The organism is Nocardia sp. NPDC051321 (assembly GCF_044455225.1).
In the GTDB taxonomy this organism is placed as follows: Bacteria; Actinomycetota; Actinomycetes; order Mycobacteriales; family Mycobacteriaceae; genus Nocardia.
This window is the reverse complement of sequence record NZ_JBITEM010000008.1, coordinates 473294-491746: the sequence shown is the minus strand read 5'-3', so window position 1 is coordinate 491746 and position 18453 is coordinate 473294. Positions and strand designations below refer to the sequence as shown.

Annotated in this window: 18 protein-coding genes, 1 tRNA gene and 1 pseudogene; 12 read left to right on the top strand and 8 right to left on the bottom strand. The window is 64.8% G+C overall.

What is annotated here, in order from left to right:
• The coding region (locus ACIA8C_RS21905; protein WP_397137417.1) for a hypothetical protein at window positions 1–246 on the top strand (246 nt) is incomplete at its 5' end.
• Between the two features lie 51 nt (window positions 247–297).
• Here ACIA8C_RS21905 and ACIA8C_RS21900 read toward each other — a convergent pair.
• Together ACIA8C_RS21900 and dapA are read right to left on the bottom strand one after the other, a co-directional pair.
• Entirely contained in the window at window positions 298–1833 is a 1536-nt protein-coding gene (locus ACIA8C_RS21900) for a DHA2 family efflux MFS transporter permease subunit (RefSeq protein ID WP_397137415.1), read from the bottom strand.
• A gap of 27 nt (window positions 1834–1860) precedes the next feature.
• Window positions 1861–2766 (bottom strand): 4-hydroxy-tetrahydrodipicolinate synthase, encoded by a 906-nt coding sequence (gene dapA, locus ACIA8C_RS21895; protein ID WP_397137413.1) that lies wholly within the window; start codon window positions 2764–2766, stop codon window positions 1861–1863.
• A 71-nt stretch (window positions 2767–2837) separates the two neighbouring features.
• On the opposite strand from dapA, the gene ACIA8C_RS21890 reads away from it, so the two are divergent.
• A complete protein-coding gene (locus ACIA8C_RS21890) occupies window positions 2838–3737 on the top strand; it encodes a LysR family transcriptional regulator (protein ID WP_397137411.1) in 900 nt (299 codons plus the stop codon).
• Here the strand turns inward: ACIA8C_RS21890 and ACIA8C_RS21885 are convergent.
• Window positions 3722–4414, bottom strand: coding sequence for a hypothetical protein (locus tag ACIA8C_RS21885; protein WP_397137409.1), 693 nt, complete (start codon window positions 4412–4414; stop codon window positions 3722–3724). The genes ACIA8C_RS21890 and ACIA8C_RS21885 overlap by 16 nt on opposite strands.
• A gap of 134 nt (window positions 4415–4548) precedes the next feature.
• Here ACIA8C_RS21885 and ACIA8C_RS21880 point away from each other — a divergent pair, with 134 nt between their 5' ends.
• From ACIA8C_RS21880 to ACIA8C_RS21870, 3 genes are all read left to right on the top strand, one after another.
• Window positions 4549–5994, top strand: coding sequence for an MFS transporter (locus ACIA8C_RS21880; protein ID WP_397137407.1), 1446 nt, complete (start codon window positions 4549–4551; stop codon window positions 5992–5994).
• Window positions 5995–6004: 10 nt separating this feature from the next.
• The gene (locus ACIA8C_RS21875) at window positions 6005–6655 is read left to right on the top strand and encodes a class I SAM-dependent methyltransferase (protein WP_397137405.1); all 651 of its coding nucleotides are present in this window, start codon (window positions 6005–6007) and stop codon (window positions 6653–6655) included.
• A gap of 209 nt (window positions 6656–6864) precedes the next feature.
• Window positions 6865–7596, top strand: a complete 732-nt coding sequence (locus tag ACIA8C_RS21870) for a PAS and ANTAR domain-containing protein (protein WP_397137403.1) — start codon at window positions 6865–6867, stop codon at window positions 7594–7596.
• A gap of 2 nt (window positions 7597–7598) precedes the next feature.
• Here the strand turns inward: ACIA8C_RS21870 and ACIA8C_RS21865 are convergent, their stop codons facing one another.
• Window positions 7599–8318 (bottom strand): ANTAR domain-containing protein, encoded by a 720-nt coding sequence (locus ACIA8C_RS21865; RefSeq protein ID WP_397137401.1) that lies wholly within the window; start codon window positions 8316–8318, stop codon window positions 7599–7601.
• A gap of 236 nt (window positions 8319–8554) precedes the next feature.
• On the opposite strand from ACIA8C_RS21865, the gene ACIA8C_RS21860 reads away from it, so the two are divergent.
• Window positions 8555–8628, top strand: a tRNA-Pro gene (locus tag ACIA8C_RS21860).
• A gap of 42 nt (window positions 8629–8670) precedes the next feature.
• Here ACIA8C_RS21860 and ACIA8C_RS21855 read toward each other — a convergent pair.
• The 3 genes from ACIA8C_RS21855 to ACIA8C_RS21845 all read right to left on the bottom strand — a co-directional run bounded on the left by ACIA8C_RS21855 (window position 8671) and on the right by ACIA8C_RS21845 (window position 12389).
• Window positions 8671–9654, bottom strand: a complete 984-nt coding sequence (locus tag ACIA8C_RS21855) for a site-specific integrase (protein WP_397137398.1) — start codon at window positions 9652–9654, stop codon at window positions 8671–8673.
• Window positions 9655–10103: 449 nt separating this feature from the next.
• Window positions 10104–10964, bottom strand: coding sequence for an SDR family oxidoreductase (locus ACIA8C_RS21850; protein WP_397137396.1), 861 nt, complete (start codon window positions 10962–10964; stop codon window positions 10104–10106).
• A 972-nt stretch (window positions 10965–11936) separates the two neighbouring features.
• Complete coding sequence (locus ACIA8C_RS21845; protein ID WP_397137394.1) at window positions 11937–12389, bottom strand: SRPBCC family protein; 453 nt, start codon at window positions 12387–12389, stop codon at window positions 11937–11939.
• Window positions 12390–12752: 363 nt separating this feature from the next.
• On the opposite strand from ACIA8C_RS21845, the gene ACIA8C_RS21840 reads away from it, so the two are divergent.
• Window positions 12753–13130 carry a putative quinol monooxygenase gene (locus tag ACIA8C_RS21840; RefSeq protein WP_397137392.1) on the top strand — a complete coding sequence of 126 codons (378 nt, stop codon included), beginning with the start codon at window positions 12753–12755 and terminating at the stop codon, window positions 13128–13130.
• Here ACIA8C_RS21840 and ACIA8C_RS21835 read toward each other — a convergent pair.
• Window positions 13127–13561 carry a hypothetical protein gene (locus ACIA8C_RS21835; RefSeq protein WP_397137390.1) on the bottom strand — a complete coding sequence of 145 codons (435 nt, stop codon included), beginning with the start codon at window positions 13559–13561 and terminating at the stop codon, window positions 13127–13129. The two genes, ACIA8C_RS21840 and ACIA8C_RS21835, sit on opposite strands and share 4 nt — an antisense overlap.
• Before the next feature lie 588 nt (window positions 13562–14149).
• Between ACIA8C_RS21835 and ACIA8C_RS21830 the strand changes: the two genes are divergently transcribed.
• From ACIA8C_RS21830 to ACIA8C_RS21810, 5 genes and pseudogenes are all read left to right on the top strand, one after another.
• A complete protein-coding gene (locus ACIA8C_RS21830) occupies window positions 14150–14896 on the top strand; it encodes an alpha/beta fold hydrolase (protein ID WP_397137388.1) in 747 nt (248 codons plus the stop codon).
• Between the two features lie 94 nt (window positions 14897–14990).
• Window positions 14991–15815, top strand: coding sequence for an SDR family NAD(P)-dependent oxidoreductase (locus tag ACIA8C_RS21825; protein ID WP_397137386.1), 825 nt, complete (start codon window positions 14991–14993; stop codon window positions 15813–15815).
• Between the two features lie 147 nt (window positions 15816–15962).
• Window positions 15963–16139: pseudogene (locus tag ACIA8C_RS21820) on the top strand (cytochrome P450); the annotation flags it as partial.
• Window positions 16140–16254: 115 nt separating this feature from the next.
• A complete protein-coding gene (locus ACIA8C_RS21815) occupies window positions 16255–17472 on the top strand; it encodes a cytochrome P450 (RefSeq protein WP_397137384.1) in 1218 nt (405 codons plus the stop codon).
• A gap of 244 nt (window positions 17473–17716) precedes the next feature.
• Window positions 17717–18253 carry a GNAT family N-acetyltransferase gene (locus ACIA8C_RS21810; protein WP_397137382.1) on the top strand — a complete coding sequence of 179 codons (537 nt, stop codon included), beginning with the start codon at window positions 17717–17719 and terminating at the stop codon, window positions 18251–18253.
• Window positions 18254–18453 lie beyond the last annotated feature (200 nt).

Here is an 18453-nt window from a genome sequence, read left to right as displayed (position 1 = left end):
CGCGTGAAGGTCTACGAGGCGATCGTCAAGGGCGAGAACATTCCGGAGCCGGGCATTCCGGAGTCGTTCAAGGTGCTCCTCAAGGAACTCCAGTCGCTCTGTCTCAACGTCGAGGTGCTGTCGTCCGACGGCCTCGCCATCGAGTTGCGCGACGGCGACGATGAGGACCTCGACCGCGCCGCGGCGAACCTGGGCATCAACCTGTCCAGGAACGAAGCGGCCACCGTCGACGACCTTTCCAGCTGATAACCATGCGCCGAGATCACCTGCTGGACAGGCGATCTCGGCGCATGATCGCTAAACGTGAACCGCGGCAACCGCGTCGGTCAAATCAGGATTCTTCGGCTTGGTCCGCGGCAGGAAGAACGCCGGGATCAGGGTGCAGATGATCAACACCAGCGCCACGATGTAGGTGTGACTGAATGCCGTTGCGGCCTGGCTTAATCCAGTCTCCAGCACGCCGGGCGGCAGCTTGCTCGCGAACTCCGGATTGGCGTTGGCCGCGATCGCGGGCTTGGCGAATTCCCTGTTGTTCAGGAAGTTGGTCAGCACCACCGAAATGGTCGCGGTGCCGATCGAACCGGCGGTCTGGTTGACGATGTTCATCAACGTCGACCCACGGGCGACCTGCTGATGACTCAGCGTCTGGATGGCCGCGGTCATGATCGGCATCATCGTGCAGCCCATCCCGAGACCCATCACGAACAGCGCGCCGAGCATCAGCGGGTACGACGTGTCGACGGTGAGCTGAGTGAAGAACACCGTGCTGACCGCGATCAGCGTGATGCCGACCATCACGATCTTCCCCGGCCCGATCTTGTCGACCAGCTTTCCGGCGACCGGCATGGTTACCATCGCGCCCAAACCCTGTGGGATGAGCAGCAATCCGGCCTGCAGCGCCGACTCACCACGGACCTGTTGCAGATACGTCGGCAGCAGCAGCGCGCCGCCGAAGAACGCGATGGCGAACAGCACCATGGTGAGTACCGCGAAGGTCAGCGAACGGTTGCGGAACAGATGCAGATCGATCAGCGGATGCTCGGTGCGCAGCGCGTGGAACACGAACAAAACCATCAGAACGGCGCCGATAATCGCTGGCAGCAACACCTTTGTCGCGATCACGGTGCCCTCGCCCGGAATGGACGAGACACCGAACAGGAACAATGCGAGTCCCGGCGAGGCGAGCAGCATGCCGAGGAAGTCGAACGACTCCGACGGCTCCGGCTTGTCCGCGGGGAACACGACATAGGCAAGCACCAGCGCGATGACGCCGATCGGCGCATTGATCAGGAAGATCCACTGCCAGTGGAATTCGATCAGCCAACCGCCGAGGATCGGGCCGCAGATCGGGCCGAGCAGCATCGGCACGCCGAGCACCGCCATCACCCGGCCGACGCGCTGCGGGCCTGCCGCGTGCGTCATGATCGTCATGCCCAGCGGCATCAGCATGCCGCCGCCGATGCCCTGGATCACGCGGAACGCGATGAGCGACTCGATGTTCCATGCGGTGGCGCACAGCACGGACCCGAGTACGAAGAATGTCAACGCCGCCATGTACAGGCGTTTGGTGCCGAACCGGTCCGCTGCCCACCCGGTGAGCGGAATGACGGTGGCAAGAGCGAGGGTGTAGCCGGTGATCGTCCACGCCGCGATGGCGTAGCTCGTCTCGAATTCGGCTTGGAAGGTGGGGAGCGCGATATTGACGACGGTGATGTCGAGGATCGACATGATCGCGCCGAGCACGACCACGCCTGCTACTTTCAAGACCGCCGGGTCTAGTTTGTCGGCGGTTGGGTCAGGCCCCGTCGCCTGATTATCCGGAGGATGAGTCACCGCTTCAGCGTTCCACCTCTTCGCCTCCTACACCAGCAATTTCTCTGGCAATTCGGCAGCACAATTTTCGAACGCGGCCAGAGCGGCTGCTGTGGCGAGGTCACTGGCGGGCAGCAGTGGCAGCCGAACCGCCGGACTGGGGATGCGCCCCTGGGCCGCCAGGACCGCTTTGATGACCGTTGGGTTGGGTTCGGCGAACAAGGCTGCGGACAGCCCGGCGAGGCGGTGGGCGAGGGCGCGGGCCTCGTCGAGCCGACCGTCCCGCCAGGCCGCGATGAGGGCGGCGAACGACCCGGTGACCAGGGTCGAGGAGGCGAGGATGCCGCCTGCCGCGCCGAGGGCGAGCAGCGGCGCGAGGTAGAGATCGTCGCCCGCGAGAACGGCGAAATCGGCTGGGCGCGTTCGCATCAGCTCGATAGTGGTGTCGTCGATGCTGCCGACGGCGTGTTTGACGCCGATGATGTTCGGGTGTCCGGCCAGCTGACGGAGGGTGTCGGCGCTGAGCGTGCGGCCGGTGCGGTACGGAATGTTGTAGATGACCAACGGCACGGGGCTGGTGTCGGCGAGCGACCGGAAGTGGGCGAGCACGCCCGCCTCGGAGGGCCGCGTGTAGTACGGGACGACCGTGAGCGCCGCGGTGATGTGCGGGCTGAGCGCGGTGACCGCCTCGATCGAGTCGGCCGTGCAGTTCGAGCCGGCGCCGACGATCAACTGGCCGTGGCGTTCTCGGCATACGCGGGCACAGATCTCGACGACGAGTGCGCGCTCCACGGCGCTCAGGGTGGCGGCTTCGGCGGTGGTGCCGAGCGCGACGAGTCCGGTCGCACCGTCGGCCAAGGCCGCGTGCGCCAGTCCTTCCAGCGCGTCGGCGGCTAGCGCGCCGTCAACGGTGAACGGCGTGACAAGGGGGACAAATAAGCCTGCGAGCGTCATAAGTACGAGCTTGACCAGATTGAACCTTCAGGTCTAGTTCACGTTTCTACAGTCGAGCATAAGATCGACTGATGCTCGATATTCGCAAGTTACGGCTGCTGCGCGAGCTGGCGCATCGCGAGACCATCGCCGCTGTCGCCGACGCGCTCGCCTACACACCCTCGGCCGTCTCCCAGCAGCTCAGCGCGCTGGAACGCGAGGCAGGAGTGCCGTTGCTCGAGCGGACCGGACGACGCGTCACGCTGACCCCGGCCGCGCGCACACTCGTCGAGCACGCTGAGACGATTCTCGCGGTGCTCGAGCAGGCGGCCGCCGAGCTGGCCACCACCCGTGCCGAACTGACCGGAACGCTGCGGATCGGGGCGTTCCCGACCGCGGTCCGGACGATCCTGTCCCCCGCGCTCGTCGCGTTGAGCCGGGACCATCCCGGTCTCGAGCTGATGGTGACCGAACTGGACCCGGCGACCGCGCCCGCCGCATTGCGCGCGGAAACCCTGGATGTCGCGCTGATTCAGGAGTACGACTATGTGCCCGTCGAGCCGGATCCGGCATTGGATACCGAGCCACTGCTCGAGGAGACCATCTACCTGGCCGCGCTTTCCGGCGAGCCGCTCGCGTCATGGCGCGAAACCTCCTGGATCGCAGGCACTCCCGACACGTTGTGTCACACGATGACCGTGCGCGCCTGTCAGGCAGCGGGATTCACGCCCCGGATTCGGCATCATGCCGACGACTTCGGCACCGTGCTCGCGCTCGTCGCGGCCGGGCAGGGGGTGGCGCTCGTTCCGGAGCTCGGCGCGTTGACGTGTCCGGCGGAGGTCACGTTGACGCCGCTGGCGACGCGGCGGCGGACCCTACTGGCATATCGGCGCGGTACTGGGAACCACCCCGCCGTTCTCGCCGCCCGCTCGGCGTTGCGTACTTCCGTGGCGGCAATCGACGCCGCGGGATTGTCTCAGCGCAGCAGGTAGCGGCTGGTCGGCACCACATCGATGTCTCGGTCGGCGCCGAAGGTGTTGACGCTCTTCATCAATCGTTCGATCCGGCGCGTCAGTTCGGCGTTGTCGCGCGCGCTGCCGTAGAACGCGTGCGGGTCGGTGAGAGCCTCGATCGGGAACAGTTCCTCGACGATGGCTGCGACGTCGGGGGCCGCGTCGGTGATGGGTTCGAGAACGAGATTCTGGACGTAACCGAAGGTCGCCTGGGTGGCGATGGCGACCTCGGTGTGCTGGTCGCGCCAACGATGTAGCCATTCGGCATGCGACATGGTGTCGGGTCGGCGCAGGAACGCCAGGTTGGCCAGGCCCGATGCCCGTTCGCGGAGCGGAACGAGGGGCGGCTCGATCGGCCGCGTCTCCTCGACCTGCCAACCGGCGACCCGCTTCGCGACCGAGGCGAGAACGGCTGCGACGGCATCGGTTTCACGCCGGTTCGGCAGCCACACGCTGACCACCGCCGCTACCGGTTCGTCGAAGGCGGTCAGCCGCAACATCGCGTCCGCTACCGCGGCGTCGGAGATATTCGCCTGCACGGCCACGGTTCCGGCGGCCGTCAGGCGGGCGGTCAGTTCGTCGGTGAGAAGATCGCCGATACCCCAGAGTGCGAACATCACCTTCATCGCGCGGCCACTTTCTGTAACACGTTTCACTTCGGCGCAGCGTAGCTCAATCCGCGACTAGGGTGCGACCGCGCATCGACCGCCCGAACGGCAGCATCACACTGCTCTGAATATTTGCCAACACCTCGGGTAATCGCTCCGCACTGACCGAAGGCGGGTGGGCTGTGAAGACAATATCGACCGACATTCCGGCGCGGCTGGATCGATTGCCGTGGTCGCGCTGGCATTGGATGGTGGTGATCGGGCTCGGATCCGTCTGGATCCTCGACGGCCTCGAGGTCACCGTCGTCGGCAGCGTGGCGAGTCGGCTTTCCGAACCTGGTAGCGGCATAACCATCACCGCCGCACAGGTTTCCGGGCTCGCCGCGGCGATGTATGTCGCCGGGGCAGGTTGCGGCGCGCTGTTCTTCGGTTGGCTCACCGATAGATTCGGCCGCAAGAAGCTGTTCCTGATCACGCTCGCGGTGTATTTGTTCGCGACAGCGATGACGGCACTGTCGTTTTCGATGTGGTGGTTCATCCTGTTCCGCTTCCTCACCGGATTCGGCATCGGCGGTGAGTACGCGGCGATCAACTCCGCGATCGATGAGCTGATCCCGCGCAAGTATCGGGGGCGCATCGACATCGTCATCAATGGGACGTTCTGGCTCGGCGCGGTCGGCGGTTCGTTGCTGTCGATCGTGGCGCTCAACACCAACCTGTTCCCGGCGAACATCGGCTGGCGCTTGACCTTCGCGCTCGGCGCCGTGTTCGGGCTGATCATTCTGGTGGTCCGCCGCCATGTGCCGGAGAGTCCGCGGTGGATGTTCATTCATGAGCGGGAGGACGGCGCCGAGGAAACCGTCGCCGACATCGAAAGGCAGGTCCGCGCCGACACCGGACGCGAGCTCGAGGATGTGTCGGATCAGCGGATCGAGATTCACCAGCGGCGCACCATCAGCTTCCGCGAGATCGCCGAGGTGATGGTGCGGCAGTATCCGAAGCGCGGCGTGCTCGGCCTCTCGCTGTTCATCGGGCAGGCGTTTCTGTACAACGCCATCACGTTCAATTACGCGCTCATCCTGTCGAAGTCATTCCACGTGGCCGACGATCGGGTCGGGTATTACTTCGCCGTAATCTGTTTCGGCAACTTCCTCGGGCCGCTGCTGCTCGGCAAGCTGTTCGACACGGTAGGGCGCAAGCCGATGATCGCGGGCTGTTATATCGGCTCCGCGATGCTCTTGTTCGGCACCGCTTGGCTTTTCGCGGCCGGGGTGTTGTCGGCGGTGACGCTCACCGCATGCTGGACCGCGGTGCTGTTCGTCGCCTCGTGTGGCGCCAGCGCGGCGTATCTCACGGTAAGCGAGATCTTTCCGATGGAAACGCGCGCCATGGCCATCGCGTTCTTCTATGCCATCGGAACCGTAGCGGGTGGCGTGGCGGGGCCGCTGGTGTTCTCGAAACTGGCCGCCGACGGCGACCCGGGCAAGACCGCGCTGGCCTTCGCCATCGGGGCCGCCGCGATGTTCGCCGCCGGAGTGGTCGAGTTGGCGTACGGAGTGAAGGCGGAGGGTCGTTCGCTCGAGGACATCGCGAAACCGTTGAGTGCCACCGCCGCCGAAGCTTCCTAAAGGGGACACGATGTCAGCCGCCATGTCGCACGCACCGACCCGCGCCTTCAACAGCCTCGTCACCCACGGCTGGAATCGACTGGCCAGGGCCTACGACATCCCCGTGGTGCAGCGGGTCGCCTACCGGCCACCGCAGGACGAGATCATCGCGCAGCTGCGGCAGAGTGATGTTCGCCAGATCGCCGATGTCGGTTGCGGCACAGGGATTCTCGCATCTCGCATTCAACAAGACCTGAAGCCCGACGTGGTGTACGGCTGCGACGCCTCTGTCGGCATGCTGCGACAGGCGAAAGCCCGCTCCAGTTCAGTGAATTGGGTCAACCGCCGGGCCGAGGATCTCGGGCTGCCCGACGGTGCGGTCGATGCCGTCGTCTCGACGCACGCCTTTCACTTCTTCGACCATCCGGCCGCGCTGGCGGAGTTTCACCGGATCCTCTCCCTCGGTGGGCTACTCGCGATCGTGCTGATCAATCCGCGCCACCGGTTCGCGCAGTTGTTGCAGCCGACGTCGATGCAAAATGTCGCATATTTTCCGTCACCCGATGCGATGCGGTCGCTGGTCGAGGCGGCCGGATTCCGGATCACCGAGCAGCGCGCGGTGCGCAGGCCGCTCCCTGCCCCGTTCGTGCCGGACGTGCTGACGGTCGCCCGGCGCGGGTGACCGGAGAGTCGCTGTGCGACAACCTCGCTCGACCCAGCGGATCGACAGCTCCCCCGCCGCCTGGATCCCATAGCACGATTTCCGGCTGCCTCGCCGACGAACTGTCGGTGCGCCCAGGTACTGTTGTCGACCGGAACGCGCTGCCCCAGACCCTGCCAGCCGACCGAATTCGATACTGACGTCGGTCTTAGGTCGAGAGGGGCAGGTTGTTGGATCAGTCTGTTGATGTTCCGGACGTCGCACACGGGGGCGACGAAACGTCGAACGCACCGCTCGTCGGTGCCATCGGGACCGAGACGGCTCGACCGGTCGAGGAGGTGCTCGGCGCGGGCCGGGCGCAAAGCGCGGGAACCTTTCGCTTCTGGCTGGCCGATCAGCGCTGGGAATGGTCCGACGAGGTCGCGCTCATCCACGGTTACCAGCCGGGAGCGGTACAGCCGTCCACCGAATTGCTGCTGTCGCACAAGCATCCCGAGGACCGGGAGCAAGTGGCGAACACCATCGCCCGAACGGTCGAAACAGGCGAGCCGTTCTGCAGCCGCCACCGGATCATCGACACCAAAGGGTGCGTGCGTCACGTCCTGGTCGTCGGCGACGACATGGCCGACGACAACGGCGCCATCGTCGGCACGTCAGGGTATTACGTCGACATCACCAACGCACTCGAAGAAGACCGCAAGCAAACCCTCGACGGCGCGCTACCCGAGCTGTACTCCACGCGGGCCGAGATCGAACAGGCCAAAGGCGCGCTGATGCTCATCTACGGGATCACGGCCGAGCAGGCATTCCGGGTGCTCATCTGGCGCTCCCAGGAGACCGGCGCCAAGCTGCGCGCGCTGGCCGCCCAGCTCGTATCCGAGGTCACCAGGCTGGACGGGCCGATGGTCGAACTCCGCACCCGGTTCGACCACCTGCTACTGACCGTGCACGAACGCATGTGAGTTCAGCCGAGGATCTTGCTCGCGTCGATGGTGCGGTCCACCACGGCACGAGCAAGATCCGGCAGCCGCCCTCGAGTACGGCGCGCGTAGCCGCGCAGCGCATCGAACGCGGCCTCAGGATCGAGATCGCCGTGCGCGGCCAGCATGCCCTTGGCCTGCTCGATGACAATGCGGCTCTGCAACGCCGACTGCAATTGCCCGTTGACCGTTCTATGGTCGGCGAGCAGCCTGGCCTGCAGGATGGCGATGCTCGCGATATCGGCAAGCGCCTGCCCGATATGCAGATCATCCTCGGTCAGCTGCTCCTCGCCGGCACTGAACAGATTCAGCGCGCCCACCCGGTCCATGCGCAGCCGCAGCGGCAACGCGTACACCGACTGAAAACCGTCCAGTAGAGCCTGTTTGGCGAACGCGGGCCACCGGTCGCGCGCCTCCTCGAGATCCTCGACGATCACCCGCTCGCTCTGGCGATACGACTGCACACACGGCCCATCCTGCGCCTGAATCTGCAACAACTCCAGCCAGCGCGTCGCCTCACTCGTCGACGCCAGCACCTTCAGCTCACCATCCTGACCGGCCAGCAACACCGCGGCGGTATCGACGCGTAGCAGGTCGACGGCGCGATCCAGCAGCTCCTGCACCACATCCACCGGGTCGTAGTCCTCCACCAATGAGTCCGCCAGCTGCACAAACGCCTCGACCAGTCGCCGCTCCCGACTCATACTCGCCGTCTCCTTCGGTTCCGCCGGCACCCGAGGGCCCGGCACTTTCGTACAGTCGGGAATGCCCCCACTGCTTGCCGCCAATCGACCCCCGCCATCGGACCCCCGTCACACCCACTGCGCCCGACCAGGATTCACGCCACCCGCCACCCCTCCGCCACGCCGCTCACCAGGCGATTCGCTCCCCCGGGCTCACCTGAGGTAATCTCTTCGAGCGCCCAGCAATGGGCGCGAAGCGGGCTGTGGCGCAGCTTGGTAGCGCACCTGACTGGGGGTCAGGTGGTCGCAGGTTCAAATCCTGTCAGCCCGACAGAGAGAAACCCCTCCTGACCTCGGTCGGAGGGGTTTCGTTTTATTCGACCACTCGGAGTTGAGGACCGTTTGGGGACCAATCGGCCTGACCCATGCGAGCGGGCAGCTCTGGCAGCTGAGGTCCGTTGTTCGCCATGGTCAGGAACCGCGACAGCAAGTCACCGCCGTTTTGCAAAGCCGCGATATCGGGATGCAGGTACCGCTGGGTGATCCGCGGGTCGGTGTGCCCGGCAATCTGCTGAAGTCGATGCAACGGAACTCCCGCGTCCGCGAACCAGGTGAGCCCGGTGTGGCGCAGATCGTGACGGCGGAGGTGTTCGTATCCAAGTTTGGCGACGACGTCGGGCCAGCGGGTAGCGCGTCGGAGCACTCCGGTCTGAATCCGGCCGTTGCGGGGATCGACAAATAGCCGCGCATCCGCTTTGCCGTTCGACGCAGTGATCCGACCAAGAACCATCGGCCGAATGTTCTCGATGATCGGAATTCTGCGGGCGCGTTTGCCTTTCGTGCCCTTGTCCGTCAGACCACCGGGCCCTGGCGAGGTTTGGCGGCGCAGTGTCCATATCCATTCGTCGGTGTCGATGTCCTGAACCCGGCAGCCCGACACCTCGCCGATACGGGATGCGGTGCATGCTGCGAAGATCACGACCATGCCTGGCACGCCCAGCCAGCAGGATTGGGAAAGGCCGCGGTGGCAAGTGATTCGAACCAGTCCAGTATCCAGATCATCGAGTAGGTGCCGGGTCCGACGAGTAAATACCAGCGCAACGGCTTCGACGAACACCAAGCGCGGGCAGCGATGCACCGCATGTGGTGCCGACAGAAGTGCATCGACATCCTCGGTAGCCGCGAGTTGCACCAGGCAACACTCGATTACGCATGGCGAATGCATCAGGCGTTGTGGGATGACCTGCCGGTAGGAATGGATGTCTGGGCCTTCATGGAGCAGCGGCGAACTCCGTTTCTGGTTGCAGCAAAGACAGACAGAGAGCGAACCAGCGGTGTATCCAGCGTCGGACGTCATGAACTGTCTGGTGTCCGCTGCATAGCCGATACCGTCCAGAGGTCACGGCGTTCAGAATGAGGTGCCGACCTCGGTGAGTGCAACCTGTGCCCGTCATCGGTCGGCAAGGCGTGGTTGGCTCTCGTATTTATTTTCATCTTCCTCCTACTACTTACACTCGTGGTCAGTCCCCCTTCCGCCGCACGTCAAGAAAGTCGGCGTTGGTTGAGTCGCTCCACCGGACAGGCCTGGTCGACGTTGAGCATCGCAGCAATCCGGCGTATCGCATCACCCCTCATGAGGTGATCAGCAAGGCCAGGGGCCCGGTCTTGATCTCAAGTGTGCTTGACCAGTTGTTTCAACGACACCGCGATATGATCCTGCGTTTCGTTGAAGAAGGTCCGAAATGATTGTCTGACAGTGCTTCTCAACGTGCGCTCATACCACTTCCGCCACTTCGGTCGCGTGGTTCAAACTCGCTCGTCGGTACCCGCGCTCATTCCGCGGCGTGCATCCAGGACCGAGGGCAACGCGCTGAGAAGGGCCTCGGTCCGTGCCTTGACGGCCGCAGCGACGGCCTCGTCGGTGTGAATGTAGAGACGGTTCTCGCGGATCGCGTCGAGGACCATCTGCCCGACGGCGTCGATGGAGATCCCGAGGCTGTTCAGGCTCTCGTGCGCTCGCTCGAGCACAGCAGCGCCCCCTTGCGAGTGCGTGGGAGCGTGCTCAGGTCGCAACCGCTGGGTGTTGTGGACGATATCGGTGGCGACCGGCCCTGGACACAAAACGCTCACACCAATACCGAAACGAGCCAGCTCCGCTCGCAACGACTCGCTCAGGCCGACGACGGCGTATTTCGAAGCGTGATACAGGAATCCGGTCCCGACCGTCGCCAATCCAGCCGCCGAGGCGGTGTTCACGATGTAGCAGTCACCGTCCTGCTCGATCATGCGTGGAATGAATGTTTGAAGGCCGTTGTAGACGCCGCCGACATTGACGCCCATCATCCAGTCCCACAGGGCGTAGTTCATCTTGGCGGGCGAAATACCGTCGTACACACCGGCGTTGTTGAACAGTAGCGATACGGTGCCGAGCTCGGATTCGACTCGATCGGCGATGCGCGTGTACGCCTGGCGGTCTCGAACATCGAGAACATAGGTCTCGGTCCTGGTCAGCCCCGACAGCTCGGTCTTCGCGTGAGCGAGCGCCTCCTCGTCGATGTCCACCAATGCCAGTGTCGTACCAGCTCGCGCGCAAGCCCGCGCTATCCCGAGACCGATTCCGCGCGCACCGCCGGTAATGAATGCCGTCCTGCCGTTGAGATCGTCCACTTGTTCCTACTTTCCGGTGCTGGTGCACCTGTTGACCGAATTACGTTCCTGCAGTTGGGACGCCGTGGCTTCGGATTCCGCTGATTTCGTAGTCTCTTTCTTCAGAAGATGGCGAGCGGGTTGACCGGCACGCCGCTCGCTGCGGTGAGCCGCGGGGGCGCGGCGACGAACAGGAAGGTGGCTCGCCCCTCCTCGGCGCAGACGGCCGCCAGCTCGGTGGGTCGGCGACGTCGATCAGCGGCATTCCCAGGCGAGCCAGGCCCACTCGGTGCAACGGACCGGGTAGGCGGGGGTCGACCGGCGGGCGCGCGTCGCCGATGTCACCGGCGTAGACGGCAACGTCGTGCCGGTGCATCCAGGCGACCGCGTCGAGGGTCAGGCCCGGGATGCGCGAGGCGTGGCTCGCCGCATAATCCCAACCACCACGCACCACCATCGCGTCCCCGCTTGAACATTCCCGCCTGCAGTACCCCGACCGAGTCCGCACCCAGGGGCGCGCCGGGCCCGGCGACCAGTGGCGAGGCAGGCATGGGCCGCGAGATCGAAACGGTCCGCCCGCTACGGGCCCCGGCAACCGCTGCGGCCCGTACCTCCGCGGTGATCAGGTTCAGGGTGCCCCGCTCGTCGCGCTCGCCCCATTTCCCCCAATTGGTCGGCAGATCTTCCCACTCGGTCACTATCGACTCCACATCAATTCCTCACTCCCAAACGCTGTTTCAATTCCACGCCCCGACCGTTCTTGCCGGTGATGACGTCTCGGAGCTGCCATCCCGCGGTCGCACGGGGACGCCCGCCTGTGGGAGTGCACACCCTGCCGCTGCGGCATGGTCAACCCGGCGCCTACGCCGCTGTCACCCTGCGGCCGGAATTCGCCGCGCTGATCCTCGTTCGTCGATTCCGGCACCGACATCTCGGCGCTGTCCGCCTGCACTTGACCACCCTGCAGGCCCACGCCGCCCGATTCGTCTCGGCTCAGTGCTCCACAGCACGCGCCAGCGCGGCCAGGGTCTGTTCCATCGTCCACCGGTTGCGCACCGAGCGGCGTCCATGGACAGTGGTAAGCACCGAGAACATCTTGACGAACAAACTGCGCAGGTCGACGACCCGCTCGATAACCTCGCACCCGCCCGGCCGCGCGACGATCTCGAACTCCCACGTCGCCACCGGCCGGCCCGAGGCGCGGACGGCGAAGGCGAAACGCTTTCCGGGATCGGCGGACGTGACCGTACAGATCGTGCTCCATTTGAACCACGGGCGCCGGTTATCGCCCCGGAAGACCGATCCGACGGCGCCCGGCTCACCGGTAAGCCACTCCGCTCCCGCCGATTCCGGACTCCACTCGCTCATCCGAGTCACGTCGGCGATCAGTTCATACACCGTCTGCGGTTCACCGGCCATCACCCGCCGGATCTCGACTACCGTCACGAATAAGCCTGCCTCTCATTGTCGTTCGCCTCGATCCGAGGAAACACCGTGCCGTAACGACACAGTCAACTCTCAACTCGGATATCGAATTCACAGTCCCGGCTCAGGTTTTCGTTACGCCCAGCACTCTCGGCAGTCTGATTACGACGCGCCTACCACTCCTTCTCACGCCAAACCTCTTCCCGCCCAACCACATCAGCGGTGCCGTCCAAATGGTCATGCGGCTCGGAGCACGTCGACCTGAACACGCCGCCTGATTGACTGTGCCCCTGCGGCTGGGTGTGTTCTGGATCTATCGACAGGTCGCGGGCAGATACTCTTCGATTCCGCGGCCGTTCAAGTATTTCGAAGGAGTCGGAGAAGTTGAACGAACGTGACGCTGTGACAACCGAGCAGGAGCAGGAATCGGGTCTTTGGGCGGTTACCGAGCCCGGAGTGCCGCTGTTCATAAACGTCACATTGACCATCAAGCCCGAGCACCAGGAGTCGTTTCTGGCCGCCCTGCGCGAAGTCCTCCCCGCTGCGCGGGCCGAACCGAACTGTATCTACTTGAACGTCGGCCAGTCGATGGCTGACCCCCGCGTCTTCGTGCTGTCGGAAGGTTGGCACGACCTCGTCGAATACCGCGACGTCATCTTGCGGAAAACATACTTCAAGGACTACTTGGAGGTAAGTCAAGGGGCTTACGCCAAGCCCCGCAGCGTTGTCGCACTTGCACGGGTCGAACCGAACAACGTCTAACCCAACCCAGCGGCGGAAACGGCAGCCGACGCGAACTCTCGACTGGCATCCCGCACGAAACGCGCAATGTCGGGAGAGGTCACGTTGGCGGCCCAAGCGATGCAGAGTTCGCTGGGCGACAGTCCGACGACCGAAGGAATGACGCTGATCCCGACGCGGGGTACCGCGAAAAGGTGTGCGGCTGCAATGAAGCCGACCGCTTGGCCGAGGCGGATGCTCCCGACGAACTGGGCACCATCCTGCACTATCGGGCCGGGGCGCCACTCGTAATCCGCGAGATCGGTGCCCGTCCAGTAAGCCGATTCAGCGGAAGTGAGGTCGGGCCAGACCGGGAACGCCTCCCTCGCAAACTCTTTGCGGTGCACCGTCGTTCGACCAGCCAGCACATGAGCCTCTGGCACCAGCGCAGCGCGCGGATCGGACCAGCTCACAATCGAGGCCGCGCTGATCAGCGGGTCGCCGCAGCAGCCAAGGACGCGAAGCGGTCCCGGTTGCGGAACCGGCGGATATCGCTAGGTATCGGCCAAGAGCCTTGCCGCTGAGGAGGGGCCGATGCCGTTGAGGTCCATCATGGTCGATCCGCGCTCGGTGACCAGCTGGCGCAGTTCTTTGCCCGCGACCTTGATTCTGCGGTCGTGGCTTCGAGTTCCTCTATCAGCTCCTCGACCAACCGCAGACGAATCCTGACGACCGCGCCCTGGAGTGTGATCGTGTCGATCAGGGCCCGCGCTTGCATCGAAGATTCGGAACTTCTTGGCCCCGCCAGGAATCAACTCGAGGAGCAGTCGGTGTATCCGGCACAGGGTTTCGGTGCGTGCGCGTAACCACCGGTGGCTAGAACTCCTCCGGTGGAGTCGATGACTTCGATGGTGGCTGATGAGGGTCATCTCGTCTCTCCTGGGCTCGGCAACCGGTGGTGTCCGTGCGGGAGGGCACCGCTAGTTCGAGCCGCGCAGACCCCTTTGCTTGTGCGGAGTTGGGGTTGAGTGTGCCGTTACGGCTGGGTGTTTGCTGAAATCATGACGATCGTCTTTGTGCACGGGGTTCCCGAAAGCGATGCCATCTGGGGCCCACTGAGATCCGAGCTGGGTCGCGACGACACGATCTGCCTGTCCCCACCCGGCTTCGGCGCACGGCTGCCGGACGGCTTCGGCGCCACCATGCCCGAGTACCGCGACTGGCTGGCGCATGAGCTGGAGATGATCGGTGAGCCGGTCGACCTCATCGGGCACGACTGGGGCGGCCTGCACACCCTCAACGTCGCCATACACCGCCCGGACCTGTTGCGTAGCTGGGCAAGTGACGCCATCGGATGTTTGGACCCGGACTATGTGTGGCACTCCCTCGCTCAGGTCTGGCAGCAGCCCGGCGAGGGCGAGAAACAGGTCGATGCCATGATGCAAGCGCCACGCGAGGCGCGGATCGAGAGCAACCGTCGGTTCGGCATGCCCGCCGCAGTGGCGACGACGGTCGCGGCCGCCCAAACCGCGGAGATGGGCCGTGCCATTCTGGCGCTGTATCGCTCGGCCGCGCAGCCCGCAATGGCCATCGTGGGCAAGGACATCGACAAAGCCGCCGCGCGCCCCGGCCTGTGCATCATCCCCACCGAAGACCCCTTCGTCGGCACCGTCGACCAACGCACGCGCAGCGGACAACGGGCGGGCGCCCGCATCGCGACGCTCACGAGCCTGGGCCACTGGTGGATGCTGCAAGATCCTGTCCGAGGCGCAGCCGTACTCGACGAGTTCCTGTCTCAGCGGCCCTGAACGATCCGTGGATAGGTCCGGGTCACTGCCAGACCCGGACCGACATGGTGGAATGCCGGTCCATCCAGCACGCATATCGAACTAGAGGTCAGCAATGAAATTCCTCGTCACGGGTGCGTCCAGCGGTATCGGTCGAGCGGTCGCCGTCAGACTCGCTGAGGGCGGGCATGAGGTTGTGGCTGGAGTGCGGCGAATTGCCGACGCGCCAGTCCACCCGTGCATCCGGCCGGTAGCACTGGACGTCACCGACGCTGCGCAGCTGGCTGCGGTGGCGAAGGATGTCGGGCCGCTGAGCGGCTTGCTCAACAACGCTGGAGTCACCTTTTCCGGACCCATGGAGCACATACCCCTCGACCGCTTGCGCGAGCAGCTGGAGATCAACGTTGTCGGGGTCCTAGCCGTGACCCAGGCGTTCTTGCCCGCGATCAGGGCTGGACGTGGACGCCTCGTCATGATCAGTTCGACCGCCGGTCTCGTCGCTACCCCTCTTCTCGGCGCCTACAGCGCCTCGAAGTTCGCCGTTGAAGCGATCGCGGACACGCTACGTCAGGAACTGGCGCCATGGGGTGTGCCCGTCGTCGTGGTCAACCCCGGTAGCTTCAAATCGCGGAACCGGGCCAAAGCCGAGGCAACGGTGCAGACAGACCGCGTGATCATGGGCGAGACCGCAGAGCGGCGGTACGGCCAGGTGATGGATGCCGCCATCCAGTTCAACAAAAAGGTAGAGGCCGGGGCCGGAGCGCCGGAGCGGGTCGCCGCCGTCGTCGAGCGAGTGCTCACCGCGCGCCGTCCCCGACCGCGATACCTCGTCGGTACCGACGCACGAATAGCTATCGTGTTGAAGCGACTGCTGCCGGCCCGAACTATGGACAAGCTGCTGACCAGAACCATGGGCCTGCCACGCAACTCCTCGGATTGATACTGAACCACTTATCGCCGATGCCCGTGCGGCGACGAAAGCGGCACGTCGCTATTTCTTGACGCCTCCAACAGCCGAGAAGCCAACTGCCGCAGGGCCTGCTGATCAACCGCTCACCGGCGCCTTCACCGTCAGACGCATGAACAGCTCGAGGAGAAGGTGACCGCCTACGGTGCAGTGCCCACTTACCTGGCCGAACTGGTTGCGCGCTAACGCGTCGTTCCAGGCGAAGACATACTGTCCGACCTGACTCGCGGCGAGGACCTCAGCATCGCTCAGCTGACCGGTATCGCGTTCCTGCTGCTGTTCGCCGGCCACGAGACCAGACGCAGCCGTCCGATTGCGACTTGACCGTGCCGTGACGGCGTGGGCTGGACTGTCGAGTATCCGGCGCGCGAGCGCGGTGACCGGTTACTGCCCATGTAAGGAGGCTGCGTCGATGCAGCACGAGCCGATAGTCCTGGACCCGTTAGGGGCCGATATCCAAGGGGAATCCGCGCGGATCCGCGAGCGCGGGCCGGTCACGCTGGTACATCTACCCGGCGGTGTGTCCGCCTGGTCGGTCACCGATTACGCCGTGCTCAAACACCTGCTGGCCGACCCACGGGTGTCCAGGGATGCCCGCCAGCACTGGCCGGCGTTCATCAACAGTGAAATCACCGAGGCGTGGCCGCTACTGCCATGGGTGGCGGCTAACAACATGTTCACCGCCTACGGGCTCGACCACCGGCGGCTACGCAAGCTGGTTTCCCCGGCCTTCACCCATCGCCGCACCACCGCGCTGAAGCCCCGCATCGCCGAGATCACTCGCGAGCTGCTCGACGAGCTGGCGGCCACCCCGACGGGCGAATCGATCGACCTGCGCGAGCGCTACGCCTACCCGGTACCGATCCAGGTGATCGTCGAATTGCTCGGCGTGCCCGAGCATTTGGCCCCGGCCCTGCGCAAATGCACCGACATCTTCTTGGACTCCTCGAGCACCGGAGAGCAGCAGCAGGCCAACTCTCTCGAAATGTCCGGTCTACTCAGCGAATTGGTGGCGTTGCGGCGGGAGCATCCGGGCGAGGACATCACCAGCGTGCTGATCGCCACCCGCGACGAGGACGGTTCGCAGCTCACGGAGAAGGAACTGATCGACACGCTGAAGCTGATTTTCAATGCGGGGCACGAGACCACGGTGAACTTGCTCGATCAGGCCGTCACCGCGCTGCTGACCCATCCCGACCAGCTCGCCGAGGTGCTCGACGGGCGGGTGCCGTGGGCGTACGTGGTCGAGGAGGCGTTACGCTACCAGGCGCCGGTAGCCCACCTGCCACTGCGCTACGCCATCGACATCGACGTCGATGGCGTCCGAATTCCCAAAGGCGACGCGATTCTGGCCTCCTTCGCGAGCGCCGGCCGCGATTGGAAGGTGCACGGGCCGACGGCCGACGAGTTCGACCTGCACCGCGCCACCCGGGACCGGCACCTCGCCTTCGGGCATGGGGCCCACCACTGTCTGGGCGCTCCGTTGGCTCGGCTGGAAGCCATGATGGCGCTGCCGGCACTATTCGAACGCTTCCCCGACCTGCGATTCGCCGTCGACCCAACGGAATTGGCGCACACCAGCAGCTTCATCTCCAACGGCCACGCGACACTGCCGGTCTATCTGGACTGACCAGCCGCCGAGCCTGTCGAAGGGGCGGGCGCCGACGATGGATAAACGGGGTTCCATCTCCGGCTACTTTCATCGGCGCCCGCATCGAGGCAGCAGCCGACGCCTGCTGCTGACACCGCTTGACCATGCCGTGGCGGCGTGGTTTGAACTTGTTCCCCGAGACGGTGAACGTGGCCGACGCTCGGGTTATAGAAACATGAAATAGCCAGGTGCGCTCAGACGCACCCGCATATGTGGAGGTACCGTGGTTCGCATCGATATGCTTCCGAGCGCAGCGGCTTCGGACAACCAGCTGGTTGCCGAACTGACCGCGCTGATCAATCAGGTGTACGAGGTCGCCGAGGCAGGGATATGGATGGACGGCGCCGCCCGCACCACGCACACGGAGGTGGCGGATCTCGTCGCGGCGGGTGAGATCGCGGTTGCCCGCGATCTCGATGGGGAGCTCGTGGGCTCGGTGCGGATTCAGCGGCTGGGCGACGGGCGCGGGGAGTTCGGCATGCTGGTCGCCGCACCTGGTCGGCGTGGTACGGGTATCGGGCGCGAGCTGGTCCGGTTCGCGGAACGGCGCAGCGCCGAAAACGGTGCTCACACCATGCAATTGGAACTTCTCGTCCCAAGGGATTGGTCCCATCCGGCGAAGAAGTTCCTCGCCGAGTGGTACACCCGCATCGGCTATCGCGTCGTCCGCCGCGGTGCTCTCGAAGACGACTATCCGCACCTGGCCCCGCTGCTGGCCACACCCTGCGACTTCATGATCTACAACAAACCGCTGCCATGAAACATGAGGCTCACACACCCGATCAGCCTCACCGATAGTTCGGCGCACCGACTACCGTGTGCCGCGGCAGGCGCGCTGACCGAGTTGGTCGGACGACGCGATGTATCGCGGCCTGAGTTACCCACTGGCGCTAACGGCCGAATTGCAGTCCGCGGGAGAACGGATCGTGCTGCCGACCATGCTCGGCAGCCACCCCCACG

Coding starts and splice junctions, on each gene's coding strand:
- ACIA8C_RS21865 (WP_397137401.1), bottom strand. CDS start 8,318: ATGAGTCGGGAGCGGCGACTGGTCGAGGCGTTTGTGCAGCTGGCGGAC.
- dapA (WP_397137413.1), bottom strand. CDS start 2,766: ATGACGCTCGCAGGCTTATTTGTCCCCCTTGTCACGCCGTTCACCGTT.
- ACIA8C_RS21890 (WP_397137411.1), top strand. CDS start 2,838: ATGCTCGATATTCGCAAGTTACGGCTGCTGCGCGAGCTGGCGCATCGC.
- ACIA8C_RS21875 (WP_397137405.1), top strand. CDS start 6,005: ATGTCAGCCGCCATGTCGCACGCACCGACCCGCGCCTTCAACAGCCTC.
- ACIA8C_RS21825 (WP_397137386.1), top strand. CDS start 14,991: ATGAAATTCCTCGTCACGGGTGCGTCCAGCGGTATCGGTCGAGCGGTC.
- ACIA8C_RS21830 (WP_397137388.1), top strand. CDS start 14,150: ATGACGATCGTCTTTGTGCACGGGGTTCCCGAAAGCGATGCCATCTGG.
- ACIA8C_RS21855 (WP_397137398.1), bottom strand. CDS start 9,654: ATGACGTCCGACGCTGGATACACCGCTGGTTCGCTCTCTGTCTGTCTT.
- ACIA8C_RS21815 (WP_397137384.1), top strand. CDS start 16,255: ATGCAGCACGAGCCGATAGTCCTGGACCCGTTAGGGGCCGATATCCAA.